This is a genomic window from Pseudomonas sp. Nvir (assembly GCF_963778085.1).
GTDB lineage: Bacteria > Pseudomonadota > Gammaproteobacteria > Pseudomonadales > Pseudomonadaceae > Aquipseudomonas > Aquipseudomonas juntendi.
Genome location: NZ_OY970405.1, coordinates 1,388,692 through 1,404,258, shown reverse-complemented (window position 1 = coordinate 1,404,258; position 15,567 = coordinate 1,388,692). Strand labels below are relative to the sequence as shown.

Below are 15,567 nucleotides of genomic sequence, written 5' to 3'. Positions count from 1 at the left end.
AGCTAAAAGCCCCGAATCAAGGACTTACTATGTTCGACTACACCGCCCGCCCCGACCTGCTCAAAGGCCGGGTCATCCTGGTTACCGGTGCCGGCCGCGGCATTGGCGCTGCTGCTGCCAAGGCCTACGCCGCGCTGGGCGCCACCGTGCTGTTGCTGGGCAAGACCGAAGCCAACCTGAACGAGGTCTACGACCAGATCCTGGCCGCCGGGCATCCGCAGCCGGTGGTCGTTCCGTTCAACCTGGAAACCGCGCAGGCACATGAGTACGACGACCTGGCGGTCATGATCGAAGAGCAGTTCGGCCGCCTTGACGGCCTGCTCAACAACGCCTCGATCATCGGCCCGCGCACGCCGCTGGAACAGCTGTCAGGCGACCATTTCATGCGCGTGATGCACATCAACGTCAATGCCACCTTCATGCTCACCAGTACCCTGCTGCCGCTGCTGAAGCTGTCGGAAGACGCCTCGGTGGTGTTCACCAGCAGCAGCGTGGGGCGCAAGGGCCGTGCCTACTGGGGCGCCTACGGCGTGTCCAAGTTCGCCACCGAGGGCCTGATGCAGACCCTGGCCGACGAACTGGAAGGCGTGGCGCCGGTGCGCGCCAACAGCATCAACCCCGGGGCCACGCGCACAGCGATGCGGGCGCAGGCTTACCCTGGCGAGAACCCGCAGAACAACCCGCTGCCTGAAGAAATCATGCCCGTGTACCTGTACCTGATGGGGCCGGACAGCAAGGCCGTGAATGGGCAGGCGCTGAACGCCCAGTAACGGCCGAGATTGCCGGGGCCGCAGCGCGGCCCATCGCGGCCTTGCTTCGCAGCGGGCCGGGCCTACCCGGCGGCCAACGCCGGGCGCATACGCCCCTGCTGGCGCCCCTCAAGCTGCATGCACCGCTCCAGGAACAGGAACATGCAGTCGTAGCTCTTGCAGATCGCCCTGCGCAACTCGGTGCGCAAGCCCAGGCTGGGGTTCTCGCCGGCCAGGGTACAGATGATTTCCAGCGCTTCCCACGGGTGCGCATCGTCATACTGGGCGTGCATCTTCAGCCATTTCATCGCCCGCTTGCGCCCTTCCTCCGGGAAGCCCATGGCGTAGGTGTCGGTCGAACACACCACTGCCGACCATTCGCCCGTCGCGCCTTCGATGGCATAGTTGGTGGCGGCCATGGCAATGGCCAGGTTCTCGGTGGCACACACCCGCCAGCACCAGTCGTTCAGGCCGTTGAGCTCCGGCGGCACGTCCTGGGCCTGCAGGTCGTGCAGGTGCACACCATGCGCCTGGCACCAGTTCACCCAGTAATCGGCATGGTTGAGCTCGACCCGGATATTGCGCATCAGCCAGCGCCGTGCCATGTCCTCACCCTGGTGCCGACCGTAGCGGGTCTTGGTCAGGTTGTGGGCCATGTACAGCGAGAACTGCTCCACCACCGGCCAGCCGCCAATCAGGTACTGGCGAATGGTCGATTGCTTCAGCTGGCCATCGCGCAGGCGTGCATAGAACTCATGCTCCACGACCCGGCGCTTGCTCTCGCGGCAATCTTCAATCAGTTGCTGAGCCCATTGGGGGTAACTGGCCGGGTCCATCAACGGCCCGATACGAACGAATGCGTCAATCACTTTCAGCTCCTTGGTCCTTGTGATTTCCAGCTAACGAAAGGTGCCAGGTGCACGCTGCAACAGAGGCCGGGCGGCGATCCGTTGGCGCTGCAGACTGTCACAGGTGAACACCTGGGGGCGTTCGATCAGGTAGCCTTGGGCGTAATCCACGCCAATTTCCTGCAGGGCCTGCTCGATCAGGGGCGTTTCGACAAACTCGGCGATGGTGCGCTTGCCCATCACATGGCCGATATGGTTGATGACTTCGACCATGGCCCGGTTGACCGGGTCGTCGAGCATGTCCTTGACGAAACTACCGTCGATCTTGAGGTAATCCACGGGCAAATGCTTGAGGTAGGCGAACGAGGACATGCCGGCGCAGAAATCATCGAGCGAGAAGCGGCAACCCAGGCCCTTGAGCTCGTTGATGAAGCGGATGGCGCTACCCAGGTTGGCGATGGCGCTGGTTTCGGTGATTTCGAAGCAGATCATCCGCGGCGGAATGGCGTACTCGACGAATAGCCGCTGCAGGTATTCCAGGAACTTGTCATCGCCGATGCTCGACCCCGACAGGTTGATCGCGCAGGTCGACAGCGGCCCTTCCCGCCCCTCGTCCAGGCACTGGCGGATGACCATGAATACATTTCGTACCACCCAGCGGTCCAGCGCCGTCATCAGGCCATAGCGCTCGGCCGCCGGAATGAAACTGCTGGGCAGGATGGTGCGGCCGCTTTCGTCGTGCAGGCGCAGCAGAATTTCGATATGGCCCGGCCCCTCGAAGGTTTTCAGCGGGGCGATTTCCTGCGCGTACAGGCAGAACCGGTTCTCTTCCAGGGCAACATGCAAACGCTGGATCCAGGCCATTTCGCCAAAGCGCATGGACAGCTCGCTGTCGTCGGCGTGGTACACCTGTACGCGGTTGCGGCCTTTTTCCTTGGCCATGTAGCAGGCCATGTCCGCGGCACGTAACGAGGCTTCAAGGGTGCTGGGGGCCTGGGCCATGTGCACCAGGCCTATGCTGACCGTGGTCACGAACGGGCGGCCTTTCCACACGAAGTGCAGGCTTTGCACCAGCTGGCGCAGTTGCTCGGCGATGCGCTCGGCCTGGTCGCTGGGGCAGTTTTCCAGCAACACGCCAAATTCGTCGCCCCCCAGCCGCGCCAAGGTGTCGCCCTCACGCAGGCCAGACTGCAGCACGGCACAGATGTGCCGCAGCAGCTCGTCGCCAGCGGCGTGGCCGCAGGTGTCATTGACCAGCTTGAACTGGTCCAGGTCCAGGAACATCAGTGAATGCCGCCCGGCTTGGCGGGCCAGGCCATTGAGCGCCTGCTCCAGGCGGTATTCGAACTCGCGGCGGTTGGCCAGCCCGGTCAGGGCATCATGGGTAGCCTGCCAGGACAGGTTGGCAATGTACTGGCGCTCCTGGGTCATGTCGTGCAGCACCAGCACAATGCCGGCAACCTGCCCGTCATTGACGATCGGCGAGCCCACCAGGTTGATCGATACCGTGCTGCCGTCCAGGCGCTGGATCAGCCGCGCATGCTCGGCGCCGCCGTTGAGGCTGCCGTTTAGCACCTGTTCGACCAGGCTGGTGCCGTTTTCTTCGGCGTGCTCGTCGACCAGGCTGAACAATGCCGAAAGCGGTAACCCTTGGGCCTGGGCGGCCTGCCAGTGGGTCAGCTGTTCGGCGGCCGGGTTCATGTAGCCGATACAGCCCTGCACATCGGTGGTTATCACCGCGTCGCCGATAGCCTGCAGGGTAATCTGCGCCCGCTCTTTTTCTTCCTGCAGGGCACTGGCGAAAGCCTGGCGCTGGGCCAGCAGTTTGCTGGAGCGGCGCCAGGCAATACTGATCAGGAACATGGCCGTCAGCAGGTTGGTGAACAGCAGCACCCGCAGCAGCATGCGCGACCCTTCGCCCAGCGCATCGCTGAAGGCCTTGGCCGCCGGCGTTACCCCTTCGTTGATGCTGACGATGCGCGCTTTCCAGGCCTCGACCGCAGCGGCGTCCACTGGGCCTGCAGCGAAGCGCTGGTGCATCTCGCCTGCCAGCACATCCAGCTTCTCCAGGTAATCGTCACCGACATTCCAGTAGTCGATGGCGGTCTGCATGTAGCTGATGTTGCGGAAGTTGCGGTAGAACCAGATGATGCGTTGCACATCGTCGGCGTGGTTGCCGCCCTGGAGTACCGCCTGGCGCGCGGCTTCCAGGTCGGGGTGCGGCTGGTCGAGCAGCTCGCGCACCTTCTGGTCGCCCTGGGGCACGGTTATGGCCTGGCGATAGCGCTGATAGGTACCCTCGTCGCGGGTCTCGGCGTACAGGTTGAGGTAATAGATGGCATCTTTCTGCGCCTTGGACCACAAACTCTCGCCCGCAACGTAAGCGCGCACGGACGACAGCGTGTACAGGCTGAGACTACCCAGCGCCACCTGGAAGACCACGACGGCGATGAAGGGCCAGGTAATGCCCAGCAGCTTTGGCGCTTCGAGTGTGCGATGTCCCTTCATGGAGTCCCTGTCACAGAGCAGATAAGGCGCAAATCGACCCAGACAAGCACAGCGTAGGCCATTTGCCATCGCTGTGAAGGGGATTTTTATGACAAGGCAGCGGGGGGCTTTGCGCAGCCTGGGTCGGCCCAGGATTCAGCTCTGCTGCAGATGCCCGTACAGCTTGGCATACAACCCGCCTTCGGCAATCAGCTGCTGGTGGTCGCCATCTTCCGCCACATGCCCACCATCGAACACCAGTACCCGGTCGGCCTGTTTCACGGCCGACAGGCGGTGGGCGATGATCAGCGTGGTGCGGCCACTGAGGAAGCGCGCCAAGGCCTGGTGCAGGTTGTATTCGGTGGCCGCGTCCAGCGCCGACGTGGCCTCGTCGAGGATCACCACCTTGGGCTCGGCCAGCACCATGCGGGCGATGGCCAGGCGCTGGCGCTGGCCGCCGGACAGGCGCACACCCGACCGCCCCACCACACTGTCCAGGCCCTGCGGCAAGGCGGCGATGGTGGCGTCCAGCTGGGCGATGCGCAGCGCCTGCCAACAGGCCTCGTCACTGCAGTCACGGCCCATGGTGAGGTTGGCACGCACGGTGTCATTGAACAGCGATGGGTGCTGCAACACCACCGCCACGTTTTCGCGCAGGGTTTCCAGGCCGATTTCCTGCAAGCTGGCCCCGCCAAAGCGGATAGTCCCGGCCTGGGCGCTGTACAAGCCCAGCAGCAGCTGCACCAGGGTACTCTTGCCCCCGCCGCTGGCACCGACAATGGCCACCTTCTCACCCGGCGCGATCGACAGGTCGAGGTGGTCGAGCACGGGCTCATCGGCATAGGCAAAACGCAGGTCACGCACCTCGATACCGACCGTGTCACGGCCGGCGAATGGGTCGCTGGCCGCCGGGTACTGCGGCTCGTCGGCCCGCGCCAGCAGCTCGTTGAGGCGGTTGAGGGCACCGCCGGCGGCATAGTAGGCGTATTGCAGGTTGAGCAACTGCTCGACCGGGCCAATCATGAACCACAGGTAGCTGAACACCGCCAGCATCTGCCCGATCGACAGGTCGGAAAACAGCACGGTCAACATGGCCGCCGCGCGGAAAATGTCGATACCGAACTGGAACAGCAAACCACTGGCGCGGCCACTGGCGTCGCTTTTCCATTGCGAGTCGACGGCATAGTCGCGCACTTCACGGGCACGCAGGCCCAACCGGCCGAGGAAATAGCCCTGGCGGTTGCCGGCACGTATTTCCTGTATGGCATCGAGGGTTTCCGCCAGGGCCTGGGTGAACCGCGCGGTGCTGTCGTTCTCGAGCTTTTTGAGGTGCTTGACGCGTTTGCCCAACTGCACTGTGAAGTAGATCACCAGCGGGTTGAACAGCAGGATCAGCAACGCCAGTTGCCAGTGCATCCAGATCAGGATGGCGGCCGTGCCGGTCAAGGTGAGCATGGCCACCAGGAAGCGGCTAAGGGTTTCGCCCACGAACTTGTCGAGGGTGTCCAGGTCGGTGACCAGGTGCGTGGTGACCGTGCCACTGCCCAGGCTTTCGTATTCCTGCAGCGAAATACGCTTGAGCCGCTCGATCAGGCGGATGCGCAGGCGGTAGACGATGTCCTTGGCCAGGCCGGCGAACAATTTGGCCTGCACCACGTTGAAAGCCAAGGCGGCCAGGCGCAGGCACAGGGTAAGGCACAGCATCAGGCCGATGTAGCCGGCGGCCACCTGCCAGCCCGACGGCAGCAGGTGGTTCATCCACTTCAGTGCCGCATCGCCATGGCCGAGCAGCACTTCGTCTACCAGCAACGGCAGCAACAGCGGGATGGGCACGCTGCAGCAGGCCGCGAGCACGGCGATCAGGTTGGCCGACCAGAGCTGCTTGCGGTGGTGCAGGGCCAGCCGGCGGATTTCCGCCCAGCTCAGCCGATCGGCCGCCGTGCAGGGCTTGCCCGGTACCGGGTCGGGGGACCCAGGCAGGTCAAGCACAGGTGGCCTGCTGCAGCCAGCGGCCGAGCAATGGTTGCAGGCGCTCCAACGGCTGATAGCCGTTGGTCAACAGCGCCAGTTGGCCGTTGCGCTCGGCGAGCAGGGTCGGAAAACCGGCGATGCCCAGGTCCTGGGCCCAGACGAAATCGGCCGCGGTGGCAGCGCGGGTATCGGCCTGGGCGAAGGTGGCGGCGAATGCGGCACGGTCGAAACCGGCCTGTTCAGCCAGGTCGACCAGCTGTGGTGCGGTGGTCACATCCATGCCCTGCTCGTAGAAAGCGCGCTGGATCAGCGCCAGCAGCGGCCAGACGCGCTCGCCACCCAGTTCGCGGGCGCTGACCAGAGCGCGGCAGGCCGGCTCGGTGTCGTAGACGAAACCGTCCGGCATGGCCCCTTCGAAGCGGAACGCCTGGCCCGTGGCATCGGCCACCGCCTGCCAGTGTTCGAGGATGTACTTGCGGGTGGCGCTGTCCAGCGCACTGCCGCCGGTGCGCAGCCCGCCCACCACCAGGTGGGTGGGCACACCCGCCTCATGCGCCTGGGCGATCAGGGCCGCGGCCACTGGCGCGAAACCCCAGCACCAGGAGCACATCGGGTCCATCACATAGATCAGGCGGGCAGACATGCATCAGGCCTCGGCTTTGTAGTTGTAACCGATCGGGTGCGGCAGGTTGCGCGCCTTGGCCAGCTCGATCTGCTTCTGCCGGTCGATGGCGCTGCGGCGGGTCTTTTCGCTCAGGGTGTCCCAGCAATGCGGGCAGCTGACACCTGGCGAATAGTGCTCGGACGCGCGCTCCTGGGCATTGATCGGGTGGCGGCAGGCGTGGCACTGGTCGTACTCGCCCTCGCTCAGGTCATGGCGCACCGTGACGCGGTTGTCGAAGACGAAGCAGTCACCATCCCACAGGCTTTGTTCCTGAGGCACTTCCTCGAAGTACTTCAGGATGCCGCCCTTGAGATGATAGACCTCCTCGAAGCCTTCACCGAGCATATAGCTGGAGGCTTTTTCGCAACGGATGCCGCCGGTGCAGAACATGGCTACCTTCTTGTGCTTGCTGGGGTCGAAGTTGGCCTTGATGTACTCGGGGAACTCGCGGAAGGTTTCGGTCTTGGGGTCGATGGCGCCCTTGAAGGTGCCGATGGCCACTTCGTAGTCGTTGCGGGTGTCGATCAGCAGCACTTCCGGGTCGCTGATCAGGGCGTTCCAGTCCTTGGGCTCGACGTAGGTGCCCACGGCCTGGTTGGGGTCCACGCCGGGCACGCCGAGGGTGACGATCTCTTTCTTGAGCTTGACCTTGGTGCGGTAGAACGGCTGTTCGTCGCAGTACGACTCTTTATGGTCGACATCGACCAGGCGTGGGTCGCTGCGCAGCCAGGCCAGCAGGCCGTCGATGCCTTCGCGGGTGGCCGACACGGTGCCGTTGATGCCCTCATGGGCCAGCAGCAGGGTGCCCTTGACCTGGTTGTCGAGCATGGCTTTGAGCAGTGGCTCGCGCAACTCGACGTAGTCTTGCAGGGTAACGAACTTGTACAGCGCCGCGACGACGATGGCTTGGGACATGAAGCAGGTTCTCCAGGTGGTTGCCCTCGTAAGGGGCGGACCGGGTTTGACGGTGTGGCAAAAAAACAGGGGGCGCTTTGTGCCCCTTTCGCGACGCAAGGCCGCTCCTACAGGGACCGCACCCGCCATCAGGCTGTGCAGTCGCTGTAACAGCGGCCTCGTGTCGCGAAAGGGCCGCAAAGCGGCCCCCGGATCTTGCAGGATTCTACCAGAACAACAGCAAGGTTTCAGTGCCCGCCGCCGGCGCATACCGGCGAGGCCGGTGCAGCGCCGACCTTGGCCCACTCTTCGCCGGTGTAGGTATGAATGGCCAGGGCGTGGATCTGGCCCATCAGCTCACCCATGGTGGCGTACACCTTCTGGTGGCGCTTGACGCTGTTCAACCCGGCAAACTGCTCGCTGACGATCACTGCCTTGTAGTGGGTCTCCTGACCACGACTGTGCATGTGGCTTTCATCGAGCACTTGCAGGTGTTGCGGCGCCAGGCTGGCCAGCTGCTGTTCGATACGCTGTTGCATGGTCATTGCGGCTTACTCACTTCTTCGCTGGGGCGGCGGCCTTGCCAGCGTTCGGGTCCAGCTCTTTGGTCATGTCTTCGAGCAGCTTGTTCACCACCGGTACGGCCGGCTCGAGGCTCTGCTGGGTCAGCTGCGCCGACTGCTGGGTGACCTTGGGCATTTCGCGCAGCACTTTCTTGCCCAGCGGCGACTCGTAGAACTTGACCAGGTCCTTGAGTTCCTGCTCGGTGAAGGTCTGGGTGTACAGGTCTACCATCTTCGGCTTCAGCTTGTTCCAGCCGATGGCGTTGTCCAGCGCGGCGTTGGCCTTGGCCTGGTAGCTTTCCAGCACCGGCTGCTTGCTGGCCGGGGCTTTGGTCTGGGCGAAGCGCTGGGCGAACATCTGCTGGACCTGCATGTACACCGGGGTGCCCAACTTGTCGGCGTTGGCCAGGGTCAGGAATTTCTCGGCAGCAGCGTTGTGGCTGGCGGTGGCAGCGAGTACCTGGCCGCTGGCGCAAACCAGGGCAACGGCGGCACAAAGGACACGGAGACGGGTCATTGCATTTCCTTCAGAGAGAGGGAGGCGGGTACCTCAGAGTAGAGCATTCTGCGCCGTGGTAGCGCGGTGCTCAAGTGGCACGACGAGCGACTGAACCGCTCGGTCGAATCAAGGCCTAAACTGCGAATTCGAACTACACAGGAGTGAGTACAGAATGAGCCGTATCGAGACAGACAGCCTGGGCCCGGTCGAAGTTCCTGAGCACGCCTACTGGGGTGCGCAGACCCAGCGTTCGCTGATCAACTTCGCCATCGGCAAGGAACGCATGCCGCTCGCGGTGGTGCACGCCCTGGCGCTGATCAAGAAGGCCGCGGCACGGGTCAACGACCGCAATGGCGACCTGCCGGCCGACATCGCCCGGCTGATCGAACAGGCCGCCGACGAGGTGCTGGCGGGCAAGCACGACGATCAGTTCCCGCTGGTCGTGTGGCAGACAGGCAGCGGCACACAGAGCAACATGAACGTCAACGAGGTGATTGCCGGGCGGGCCAATGAACTGGCTGGCCAGGGCCGGGGCGGCAAAACGCCGGTGCACCCCAACGACCACGTCAACCGCTCGCAAAGCTCCAACGACTGCTTCCCGACCGCCATGCACATTGCCGCGGCGCAGGCCGTGCAGGAAAAACTGCTGCCTGCCATCGGCGAACTGTCGGCCGGGCTGGCCGAACTGGCGGCGCGGCACAACAAACTGGTCAAGACCGGCCGCACGCACATGATGGATGCCACGCCGATCACCTTCGGCCAGGAGGTATCGGCCTTTGTTGCCCAGCTGGACTACGCCCAACGCGCCATTCGTGCCACCCTGCCGGCCGTGTGCGAACTGGCCCAGGGCGGTACCGCCGTGGGCACCGGGCTGAATGCCCCGCACGGTTTTGCCGAAGCCATTGCCGCCGAACTGGCAGCAGAGTCCGGGCTGCCGTTCGTCACCGCGCCAAACAAGTTCGCCGCCCTGGCCGGCCATGAACCGCTGACCAGCCTGGCCGGCGCGTTGAAGACCCTGGCAGTGGCCCTGATGAAGATCGCCAACGACCTGCGCCTGCTGGGCTCCGGGCCGCGTGCCGGGTTGGCCGAGGTACGCCTGCCGGCCAACGAGCCGGGCAGCTCGATCATGCCGGGCAAGGTCAACCCTACCCAGTGCGAGGCGCTGTCGATGCTGGCGTGCCAGGTATTGGGCAACGATGCGGCGATCGGCTTTGCCGCCAGCCAGGGGCATTTGCAGTTGAACGTGTTCAAGCCGGTGATCATCCACAACCTGTTGCAGTCGGTCGAGTTGCTGGCCGATGGCTGCCGCAACTTCCAGCAGCACTGCGTGGCGGGTATCGAGCCCGACGCCCAGCAGATGGCCGCACACCTGGAACGCGGGTTGATGCTGGTGACCGCGTTGAACCCGCACCTCGGTTATGACAAAGCCGCGGAGATCGCCAAGAAGGCCTACAGCGAAGGCAAGACCCTCAGGGAGGCCGCGCTGGAGTTGAAGTACCTGACCAATGAGCAGTTCGACCAGTGGGTAAGGCCGGAGAACATGCTGGCACCGGGTGGTAAAGGCTAAATTATTGATTGTTTGTACTGGCCCTATCGCTGGCAAGCCAGCTCCCACAGAGTGCGCAATGCTCAGGCCTGAGGTAACCCCTGTGGGAGATTCTATGGTTCCTGGCAAGGGTAGCCGGAGCATCTTCAGCGCCTGTGAGATCGAGCGCCGCCCGCGCGGCGCAATCGCGAGCTGCGCTCGCTCCTACGTTTGTTTCGGGCCAGTAACGCCTGTGACAGGCGCGCGCGGCCGCCTTGTTTGTACGGCGCGATATCGAGGCATGCACCAAGGCGTTCGCGCGCAAATCCCACAGGAATAATTGGCCCGAAACAAACGTAGGAGCGAGCGCAGCTCGCGATGCGCCGCGCGGGCGGCGCTCGCTCTAACAGGCGCTGCATACCTTGTGGCAAACACCTGTCAGCCCTGATGCGATCCCCGTGGGAGCTGGCTTGCCAGCGATGGGGCCACTACAGGCGATCAAGGAACATGGGCCAACCGCGCCCTGCGGGCACGCCAGCCGGCCACCAGCGATGGCCCCAACGCCACCAGGGCCGAGCCGAACACCACCGTCACCGCCCCCACATAGCCCAGCGCATTGATATCTTCAGCGTGCACATAGTCAGGCCATACCAGCGCCGCCAGCGCCACTGCAACAAAAGTCACCAGCGGGGTCAGTGCCAGCGTGGCACTCACCCGTGATGCCTCCCAGTGCGCCAGCGCTTCGGCAAACGCGCCGTAGGCCACCAGGGTATTCAGGCAGCACGCCAGCAACAGCCAGCCCTGCACCGGGGTCAGTTGCAACGCCTGCAGCGGGTGCACCCAGGGCGTGAGCAGCGCGGCGCAACTGAGGTAGATCACCATCATGACCTGCTGCGAATGCCACACCGTCAGCAACTGCTTCTGGCTCAGGGCATAGAACACCCAGATGCTGGTGGCCAGCAATATGGTCAGCACACCCGTGGTGTAGGCCCCCAGCGAGGTCAGCAGTTCGTCCAGGCGCTGGTTGAAGAACAGGCCAAACCCCGCCAGCAGCACCAGCAGCCCTACACCCTGCCCCAGGCTGAAACGCTCACGGAATACGAACACACTGGCCACCAGCAGCAACACCGGGCCAATCTGCACCACCAACTGTGCAGTACCCGGGCTAAGCAGGTTGAGCCCGATCAGGTACAGCACGTAGTTGCCCATCAAGCCGAAGACGGCAACGGCCACCAGGCCCTTGCCCTTTGCTGGCAGTTTACGAATGGAGGGCAATCGCCGCTGGGCCGCCAGCCAGGCAAACAGCAGGCCGCCCGAGACCAGCAAGCGGTACCAGGTGACGGTGATCGGATCGACCACTTGCAGTACCTGCTTGAGCTTGATCGGCAGAATGCCCCAGAGCAGCGCCGTCAAGAGTGCCAGGAACAGGCCATAGCCCCAGCGGCCGGAAGTGGTATGCATAAAGTCCTCGATCAAGCCCGTGGTGGCGATTGCTTGATTCTACGGGCTTGCTGAGTAGGTGCGGGGGAACGTGCCGAGAAAAGAATTCATCAGGTCATTCTTTTGCAGCATGGCTTGAGGCCAAACCCGGCGACCTACTTCTTTTGCTTGGCAAACGCCGCCTCAAGCGCCTCGTTGATGGTGCGCAGCACCTTCACCCGGGCCCAGCGCTTGTCGTTGGCCTCTACCAGCGTCCATGGTGCAATCTCGCTGCTCGTACGGTCGACCATGTCCCCCACGGCCTGGGCGTAGTCATCCCATTTGTCCCGGTTGCGCCAGTCATCCTCGGTGATCTTGTAGCGCTTGAAGGGGATCTGCTCGCGCTCTTCGAAGCGCTCCAGCTGGGTCTGCTGGTCGATGGCCAGCCAGAACTTGACCAACACCACCCCGGCGTTCACCAACTGTTCCTCGAAATCATTGATCTCGCTGTAGGCGCGCATCCAGTCAGCCGGCGTGCAGAACCCCTCTACCCGCTCCACCAGCACCCGGCCATACCAGGAGCGGTCAAAAATGGTGAACTTGCCCCGCGCCGGAATGTGCCGCCAGAAGCGCCACAGGTAAGGCTGCGCGCGCTCTTCTTCGGTGGGCGCGGCAATCGGCACGATACGGTACTGGCGCGGGTCCAGCGCAGCGGCCACCCGGCGGATGGCCCCGCCTTTGCCGGCAGCATCGTTGCCTTCGAACACCGCCACCAAGGCATGGCGGCGCATGCGCTTGTCCCGCAGCAGCCCGGCGAGGCGGGCCTGCTCGGTTACCAGTTGTTCCTGGTAATCGGCCTTGTCCAGGCGCACGCTCAAGTCCAGCGCCCCCAGCAGGCTGCGGTCATCGATGCTACGCCCCAATGGGGCCACGTTCCCCTGGTGCTTGCCCTTGGGGTTGTTGGCCAGCGCGGCCTGCAAGCTTTCCAGCAGGATGCGCCCGACCGCCAGGCTACGGTAATTGGGGTCGACCCCCTCGACGATGTGCCACGGTGCATAATCGCGGCTGGTGCGGCGCAGCACGCGCTCGCCAAAGCGTACGAAGCGGTCGTAGGTTTTCGACTGCTGCCAGTCCAGCGGGCTGATTTTCCAGCTGTGCAACGGGTCGTCCTTCAGCGATTTCAGGCGCGCCTTCATCTGCTTCTTGGACAGGTGGAACCAGAACTTGATGATCAGCGCACCTTCGTCGCAGAGCATTTGCTCCAGGCGTTCGGCCCCGGTGATGGCCTGGTCGAGCACGGCATCCTTGAGCACCCCGTGCACCCGACCCTGCAGCATCTGGCTGTACCAGTTGCCAAAAAACACGCCCATCCGCCCCTTCGGCGGCAAGGCCCGCCAATAGCGCCATGCCGGCGGCCGGGCCAGCTCTTCGTCGGTCTGCTGGTCGAAGGTCAGCACATCGATCATGCGCGGGTCCATCCACTCGTTCAGCAGCTTTACCGTCTCCCCCTTGCCAGCGCCTTCAACGCCGTTGATCAGCACGATCACCGGGAAGCGCGCCTGCTGCTTGAGTTCGTACTGGGCTTCGAGCAGGGCTTCGCGCAACGCGGGCACCTCGGCGTCGTAAGCCTCCTTGTCGATGCTGTGGCCGATTTCGGCGGATTCGAACATGCATGGGCTCCTTCAATGGATAACCAAGACTAGCGGAATTCGAAGCTGCAAGTGGCAAGTCGCAAGTCGCAAGCTGCAAGCTGCAAGCTGCAAGAAAACGTAAGCCATGCCACCATCTGCTTTTTCTAGCCACTTGCGACTTGCAACTTGCGACTTGCCACTCATCTCCAGCGAACCAGCCATGCCTGAACCCACCCTTCTCCAGCACGCCCAGATCGACTGGGACGACCAGGGCCGCCCCCATTCGCGGCAGTACGACGACGTCTATTTCGCGGTCAACGAAGGCATCGAAGAAACCAAGCATGTGTTCCTCGGCCAAACCCGCCTGGCCGAGCGCTTCGCCAACCTGCCCGCACACAGCAGCCTGGTGATCGGCGAGACCGGCTTTGGCACCGGCATGAACTTCTTCTGCGCATGGCAATTGTTCGACCAGCACGCGCCCAGTGGTGCACGCCTGCATTTCGTCAGTGTCGAAAAGTACCCCCTGGGCGCTGCCGACATGGCCCGCGCCGTACGCCTGTGGCCGGAGCTTGCCGCCTACACCGAGCCGCTGCTGGCCCAGTATGTGGCGGTGCACCCCGGCTTTCAGCAGTTCACCTTCGCCGGGGGCCGGGTCACCCTGACCCTGCTGATCGGCGATGTGCTGGAGCAGCTACCGCAGCTCGATGCACAGGTGGACGTGTGGTTCCTCGACGGCTTCGCCCCGGCCAAGAACCCCGACATGTGGACCCCGCAGCTGTTCGCCCAGTTGGCGCGGCTGTCCCACTCAGGGACAGTGCTGGGCACCTTCACCACCACCGGCTGGGTGCGCCGCAGCCTGGTCGAAGCCGGCTTCGCCATGAAGAAGGTGCCGGGCATCGGCAAGAAGTGGGAAGTGATGAGCGGCGCCTACGTCGGCGCCCTGCCCACCCCTGGCGCCCCCTGGTATGCACGCCCGCCCGCCACGCCGGGTCCGCGCCAGGCGCTGGTGATCGGCGCCGGGCTCGCCGGCAGCGCCAGCGCGGCCAGCCTGGCCCGGCGTGGCTGGCAGGTGACCGTGCTGGAACGCCATGCCGCCGCCGCGCAGGAAGCCTCGGGCAACCCGCAGGGGGTGCTGTACCTCAAGCTGTCCGCCCATGGCACGGCGTTGTCGCAGCTGATCCTGTCCGGCTTCGGCTACACCCGGCGCCAGCTCGAACGCCTGCAACGGGGCCAGGACTGGGATGCCTGCGGCGTGCTGCAACTGGCGTTCGACGCCAAGGAAGCCGAGCGCCAGGGCAAACTGGCTGGCGCGTTCGAACACGGCCTGCTGCACGCGCTGCAACGTACCGAGGCCGAAGCCGTCGCCGGGGTCGCCCTGCCGGCTGGCGGGCTGTTCTACCCCGAAGGCGGCTGGGTCCACCCGCCTGCCCTGTGCCAGCAGCAGTTGCAGCACCCTGGTATCCGGCTGGTGACCCACCAGGAAGTCATCGAGCTGCGCAAAGTGGCTGACCAGTGGCAAGCCTGGGCCGGCGAGCGCCTGCTGGCCAGCGCGCCGGTGGTGATTCTGGCCGCAGCCGCCGAGGTCCGCCGCTTCGACGCCTGTGCCGGGTTGCCGCTCAAGCGCATCCGCGGCCAGATCACCCGCTTGCCGGCCACCGTCGGCAGCCGGGCACTGCGCACGGTGGTGTGCGCCGAGGGCTACGTGGCACCGCCGCGTGGTGATGAACATACCCTGGGCGCGAGCTTTGATTTCAACAGTGACAACCTGGCGCCGACGGTGGCCGAACACCAGGGCAACCTGGCGTTGCTGGACGAGATATCGACCGACCTGGCACAACGCCTGGGCGTGGCAACGCTGAACCCTGAGCACCTGCAAGGGCGGGCCGCATTCCGCTGCACCAGCCCGGATTACCTACCGATTGTCGGGCCGCTGGCCGATGCACAGGCGTTTGCCGACACCTACGCGGTACTGTCGCGTGATGCGCGACAGGTGCCGCAAGCCCCTTGCCCCTGGCTGGGCGGGCTGTATGTGAACAGCGGGCATGGCTCGCGCGGGTTGATCACCGCGCCGTTGAGTGGGGAACTGCTGGCGGCGTGGGTGTGCGGGGAGCCGCTGCCGGTGCCTCAAGGGGTGGCGCAGGCTTGCCATCCTAACCGGTTCGCCCTGCGCAGGCTGATACGGGGCAAGTGATGGAGCCGGGGCTGCGGTGCAGCCCGATCGCCACACAGGGCCGTTCCTGCAAGGCAAAACCGGTGTCGCGATTGGGCAGAAAAGCGTCGCAGGCCGCAGCCGCATATAACAGATTGTTCTAAAACT

12 protein-coding genes are annotated in these 15,567 nt (G+C 64.3%); 3 read left to right on the top strand and 9 right to left on the bottom strand.

Translation table 11 applies throughout. The features are described from left to right. The first annotated feature begins 29 nt into the window (after positions 1-29). A complete protein-coding gene (locus AACG97_RS06785) occupies positions 30-770 on the top strand; it encodes a YciK family oxidoreductase (protein ID WP_009686006.1) in 741 nt (246 codons plus the stop codon). 62 nt (positions 771-832) lie between these two features. Here AACG97_RS06785 and AACG97_RS06780 read toward each other — a convergent pair whose 3' ends face one another. The 7 genes from AACG97_RS06780 to AACG97_RS06750 form a co-directional block, all read right to left on the bottom strand. Further along, on the bottom strand, positions 833-1,618 hold the full coding sequence (locus AACG97_RS06780; protein ID WP_054890379.1) for a TenA family transcriptional regulator: 786 nt from the start codon (positions 1,616-1,618) through the stop codon (positions 833-835). Between the two features lie 30 nt (positions 1,619-1,648). After that, positions 1,649-4,105, bottom strand: coding sequence for an EAL domain-containing protein (locus tag AACG97_RS06775; protein ID WP_225785812.1), 2,457 nt, complete (start codon positions 4,103-4,105; stop codon positions 1,649-1,651). A gap of 135 nt (positions 4,106-4,240) precedes the next feature. Continuing rightward, complete coding sequence (locus AACG97_RS06770; protein ID WP_029886223.1) at positions 4,241-6,073, bottom strand: ABC transporter ATP-binding protein; 1,833 nt, start codon at positions 6,071-6,073, stop codon at positions 4,241-4,243. Next, a complete protein-coding gene (locus AACG97_RS06765) occupies positions 6,066-6,698 on the bottom strand; it encodes a DsbA family protein (protein WP_182388730.1) in 633 nt (210 codons plus the stop codon). The genes AACG97_RS06770 and AACG97_RS06765 overlap by 8 nt, the downstream gene beginning before the upstream one ends. A 3-nt stretch (positions 6,699-6,701) precedes the next feature. Further along, a complete protein-coding gene (gene trhO, locus AACG97_RS06760) occupies positions 6,702-7,634 on the bottom strand; it encodes an oxygen-dependent tRNA uridine(34) hydroxylase TrhO (protein ID WP_009686013.1) in 933 nt (310 codons plus the stop codon). Positions 7,635-7,861: 227 nt separating this feature from the next. Further along, positions 7,862-8,158 (bottom strand): BolA family protein, encoded by a 297-nt coding sequence (locus tag AACG97_RS06755; protein ID WP_009686014.1) that lies wholly within the window; start codon positions 8,156-8,158, stop codon positions 7,862-7,864. A 10-nt stretch (positions 8,159-8,168) separates the two neighbouring features. Beyond that, on the bottom strand, positions 8,169-8,693 hold the full coding sequence (locus AACG97_RS06750) for a DUF2059 domain-containing protein (RefSeq protein ID WP_009686015.1): 525 nt from the start codon (positions 8,691-8,693) through the stop codon (positions 8,169-8,171). A 154-nt stretch (positions 8,694-8,847) separates the two neighbouring features. Between AACG97_RS06750 and AACG97_RS06745 the strand changes: the two genes are divergently transcribed. Then, on the top strand, positions 8,848-10,242 hold the full coding sequence (locus AACG97_RS06745; protein WP_197885627.1) for a class II fumarate hydratase: 1,395 nt from the start codon (positions 8,848-8,850) through the stop codon (positions 10,240-10,242). Between the two features lie 456 nt (positions 10,243-10,698). Here AACG97_RS06745 and AACG97_RS06740 read toward each other — a convergent pair whose 3' ends face one another. Together AACG97_RS06740 and pap are read right to left on the bottom strand one after the other, a co-directional pair. Next, positions 10,699-11,661, bottom strand: coding sequence for a DMT family transporter (locus tag AACG97_RS06740; protein ID WP_029888098.1), 963 nt, complete (start codon positions 11,659-11,661; stop codon positions 10,699-10,701). Between the two features lie 134 nt (positions 11,662-11,795). Beyond that, positions 11,796-13,289, bottom strand: coding sequence for a polyphosphate:AMP phosphotransferase (gene pap, locus AACG97_RS06735; protein ID WP_054890565.1), 1,494 nt, complete (start codon positions 13,287-13,289; stop codon positions 11,796-11,798). 181 nt (positions 13,290-13,470) lie between these two features. On the opposite strand from pap, the gene mnmC reads away from it, so the two are divergent. After that, entirely contained in the window at positions 13,471-15,441 is a 1,971-nt protein-coding gene (gene mnmC / locus AACG97_RS06730; RefSeq protein ID WP_273465553.1) for a bifunctional tRNA (5-methylaminomethyl-2-thiouridine)(34)-methyltransferase MnmD/FAD-dependent 5-carboxymethylaminomethyl-2-thiouridine(34) oxidoreductase MnmC, read from the top strand. The last annotated feature ends 126 nt before the right edge of the window (positions 15,442-15,567 follow it).

What these genes read in the sequence shown, in the direction of transcription:
- AACG97_RS06755 (WP_009686014.1), bottom strand. Translation starts at nt 8,158, where the DNA reads ATGACCATGCAACAGCGTATCGAACAGCAGCTGGCCAGCCTGGCGCCG.
- AACG97_RS06775 (WP_225785812.1), bottom strand. Translation starts at nt 4,105, where the DNA reads ATGAAGGGACATCGCACACTCGAAGCGCCAAAGCTGCTGGGCATTACC.
- mnmC (WP_273465553.1), top strand. Translation starts at nt 13,471, where the DNA reads ATGCCTGAACCCACCCTTCTCCAGCACGCCCAGATCGACTGGGACGAC.
- AACG97_RS06765 (WP_182388730.1), bottom strand. Translation starts at nt 6,698, where the DNA reads ATGTCTGCCCGCCTGATCTATGTGATGGACCCGATGTGCTCCTGGTGC.
- AACG97_RS06740 (WP_029888098.1), bottom strand. Translation starts at nt 11,661, where the DNA reads ATGCATACCACTTCCGGCCGCTGGGGCTATGGCCTGTTCCTGGCACTC.
- AACG97_RS06745 (WP_197885627.1), top strand. Translation starts at nt 8,848, where the DNA reads ATGAGCCGTATCGAGACAGACAGCCTGGGCCCGGTCGAAGTTCCTGAG.
- AACG97_RS06750 (WP_009686015.1), bottom strand. Translation starts at nt 8,693, where the DNA reads ATGACCCGTCTCCGTGTCCTTTGTGCCGCCGTTGCCCTGGTTTGCGCC.
- AACG97_RS06785 (WP_009686006.1), top strand. Translation starts at nt 30, where the DNA reads ATGTTCGACTACACCGCCCGCCCCGACCTGCTCAAAGGCCGGGTCATC.
- pap (WP_054890565.1), bottom strand. Translation starts at nt 13,289, where the DNA reads ATGTTCGAATCCGCCGAAATCGGCCACAGCATCGACAAGGAGGCTTAC.
- trhO (WP_009686013.1), bottom strand. Translation starts at nt 7,634, where the DNA reads ATGTCCCAAGCCATCGTCGTCGCGGCGCTGTACAAGTTCGTTACCCTG.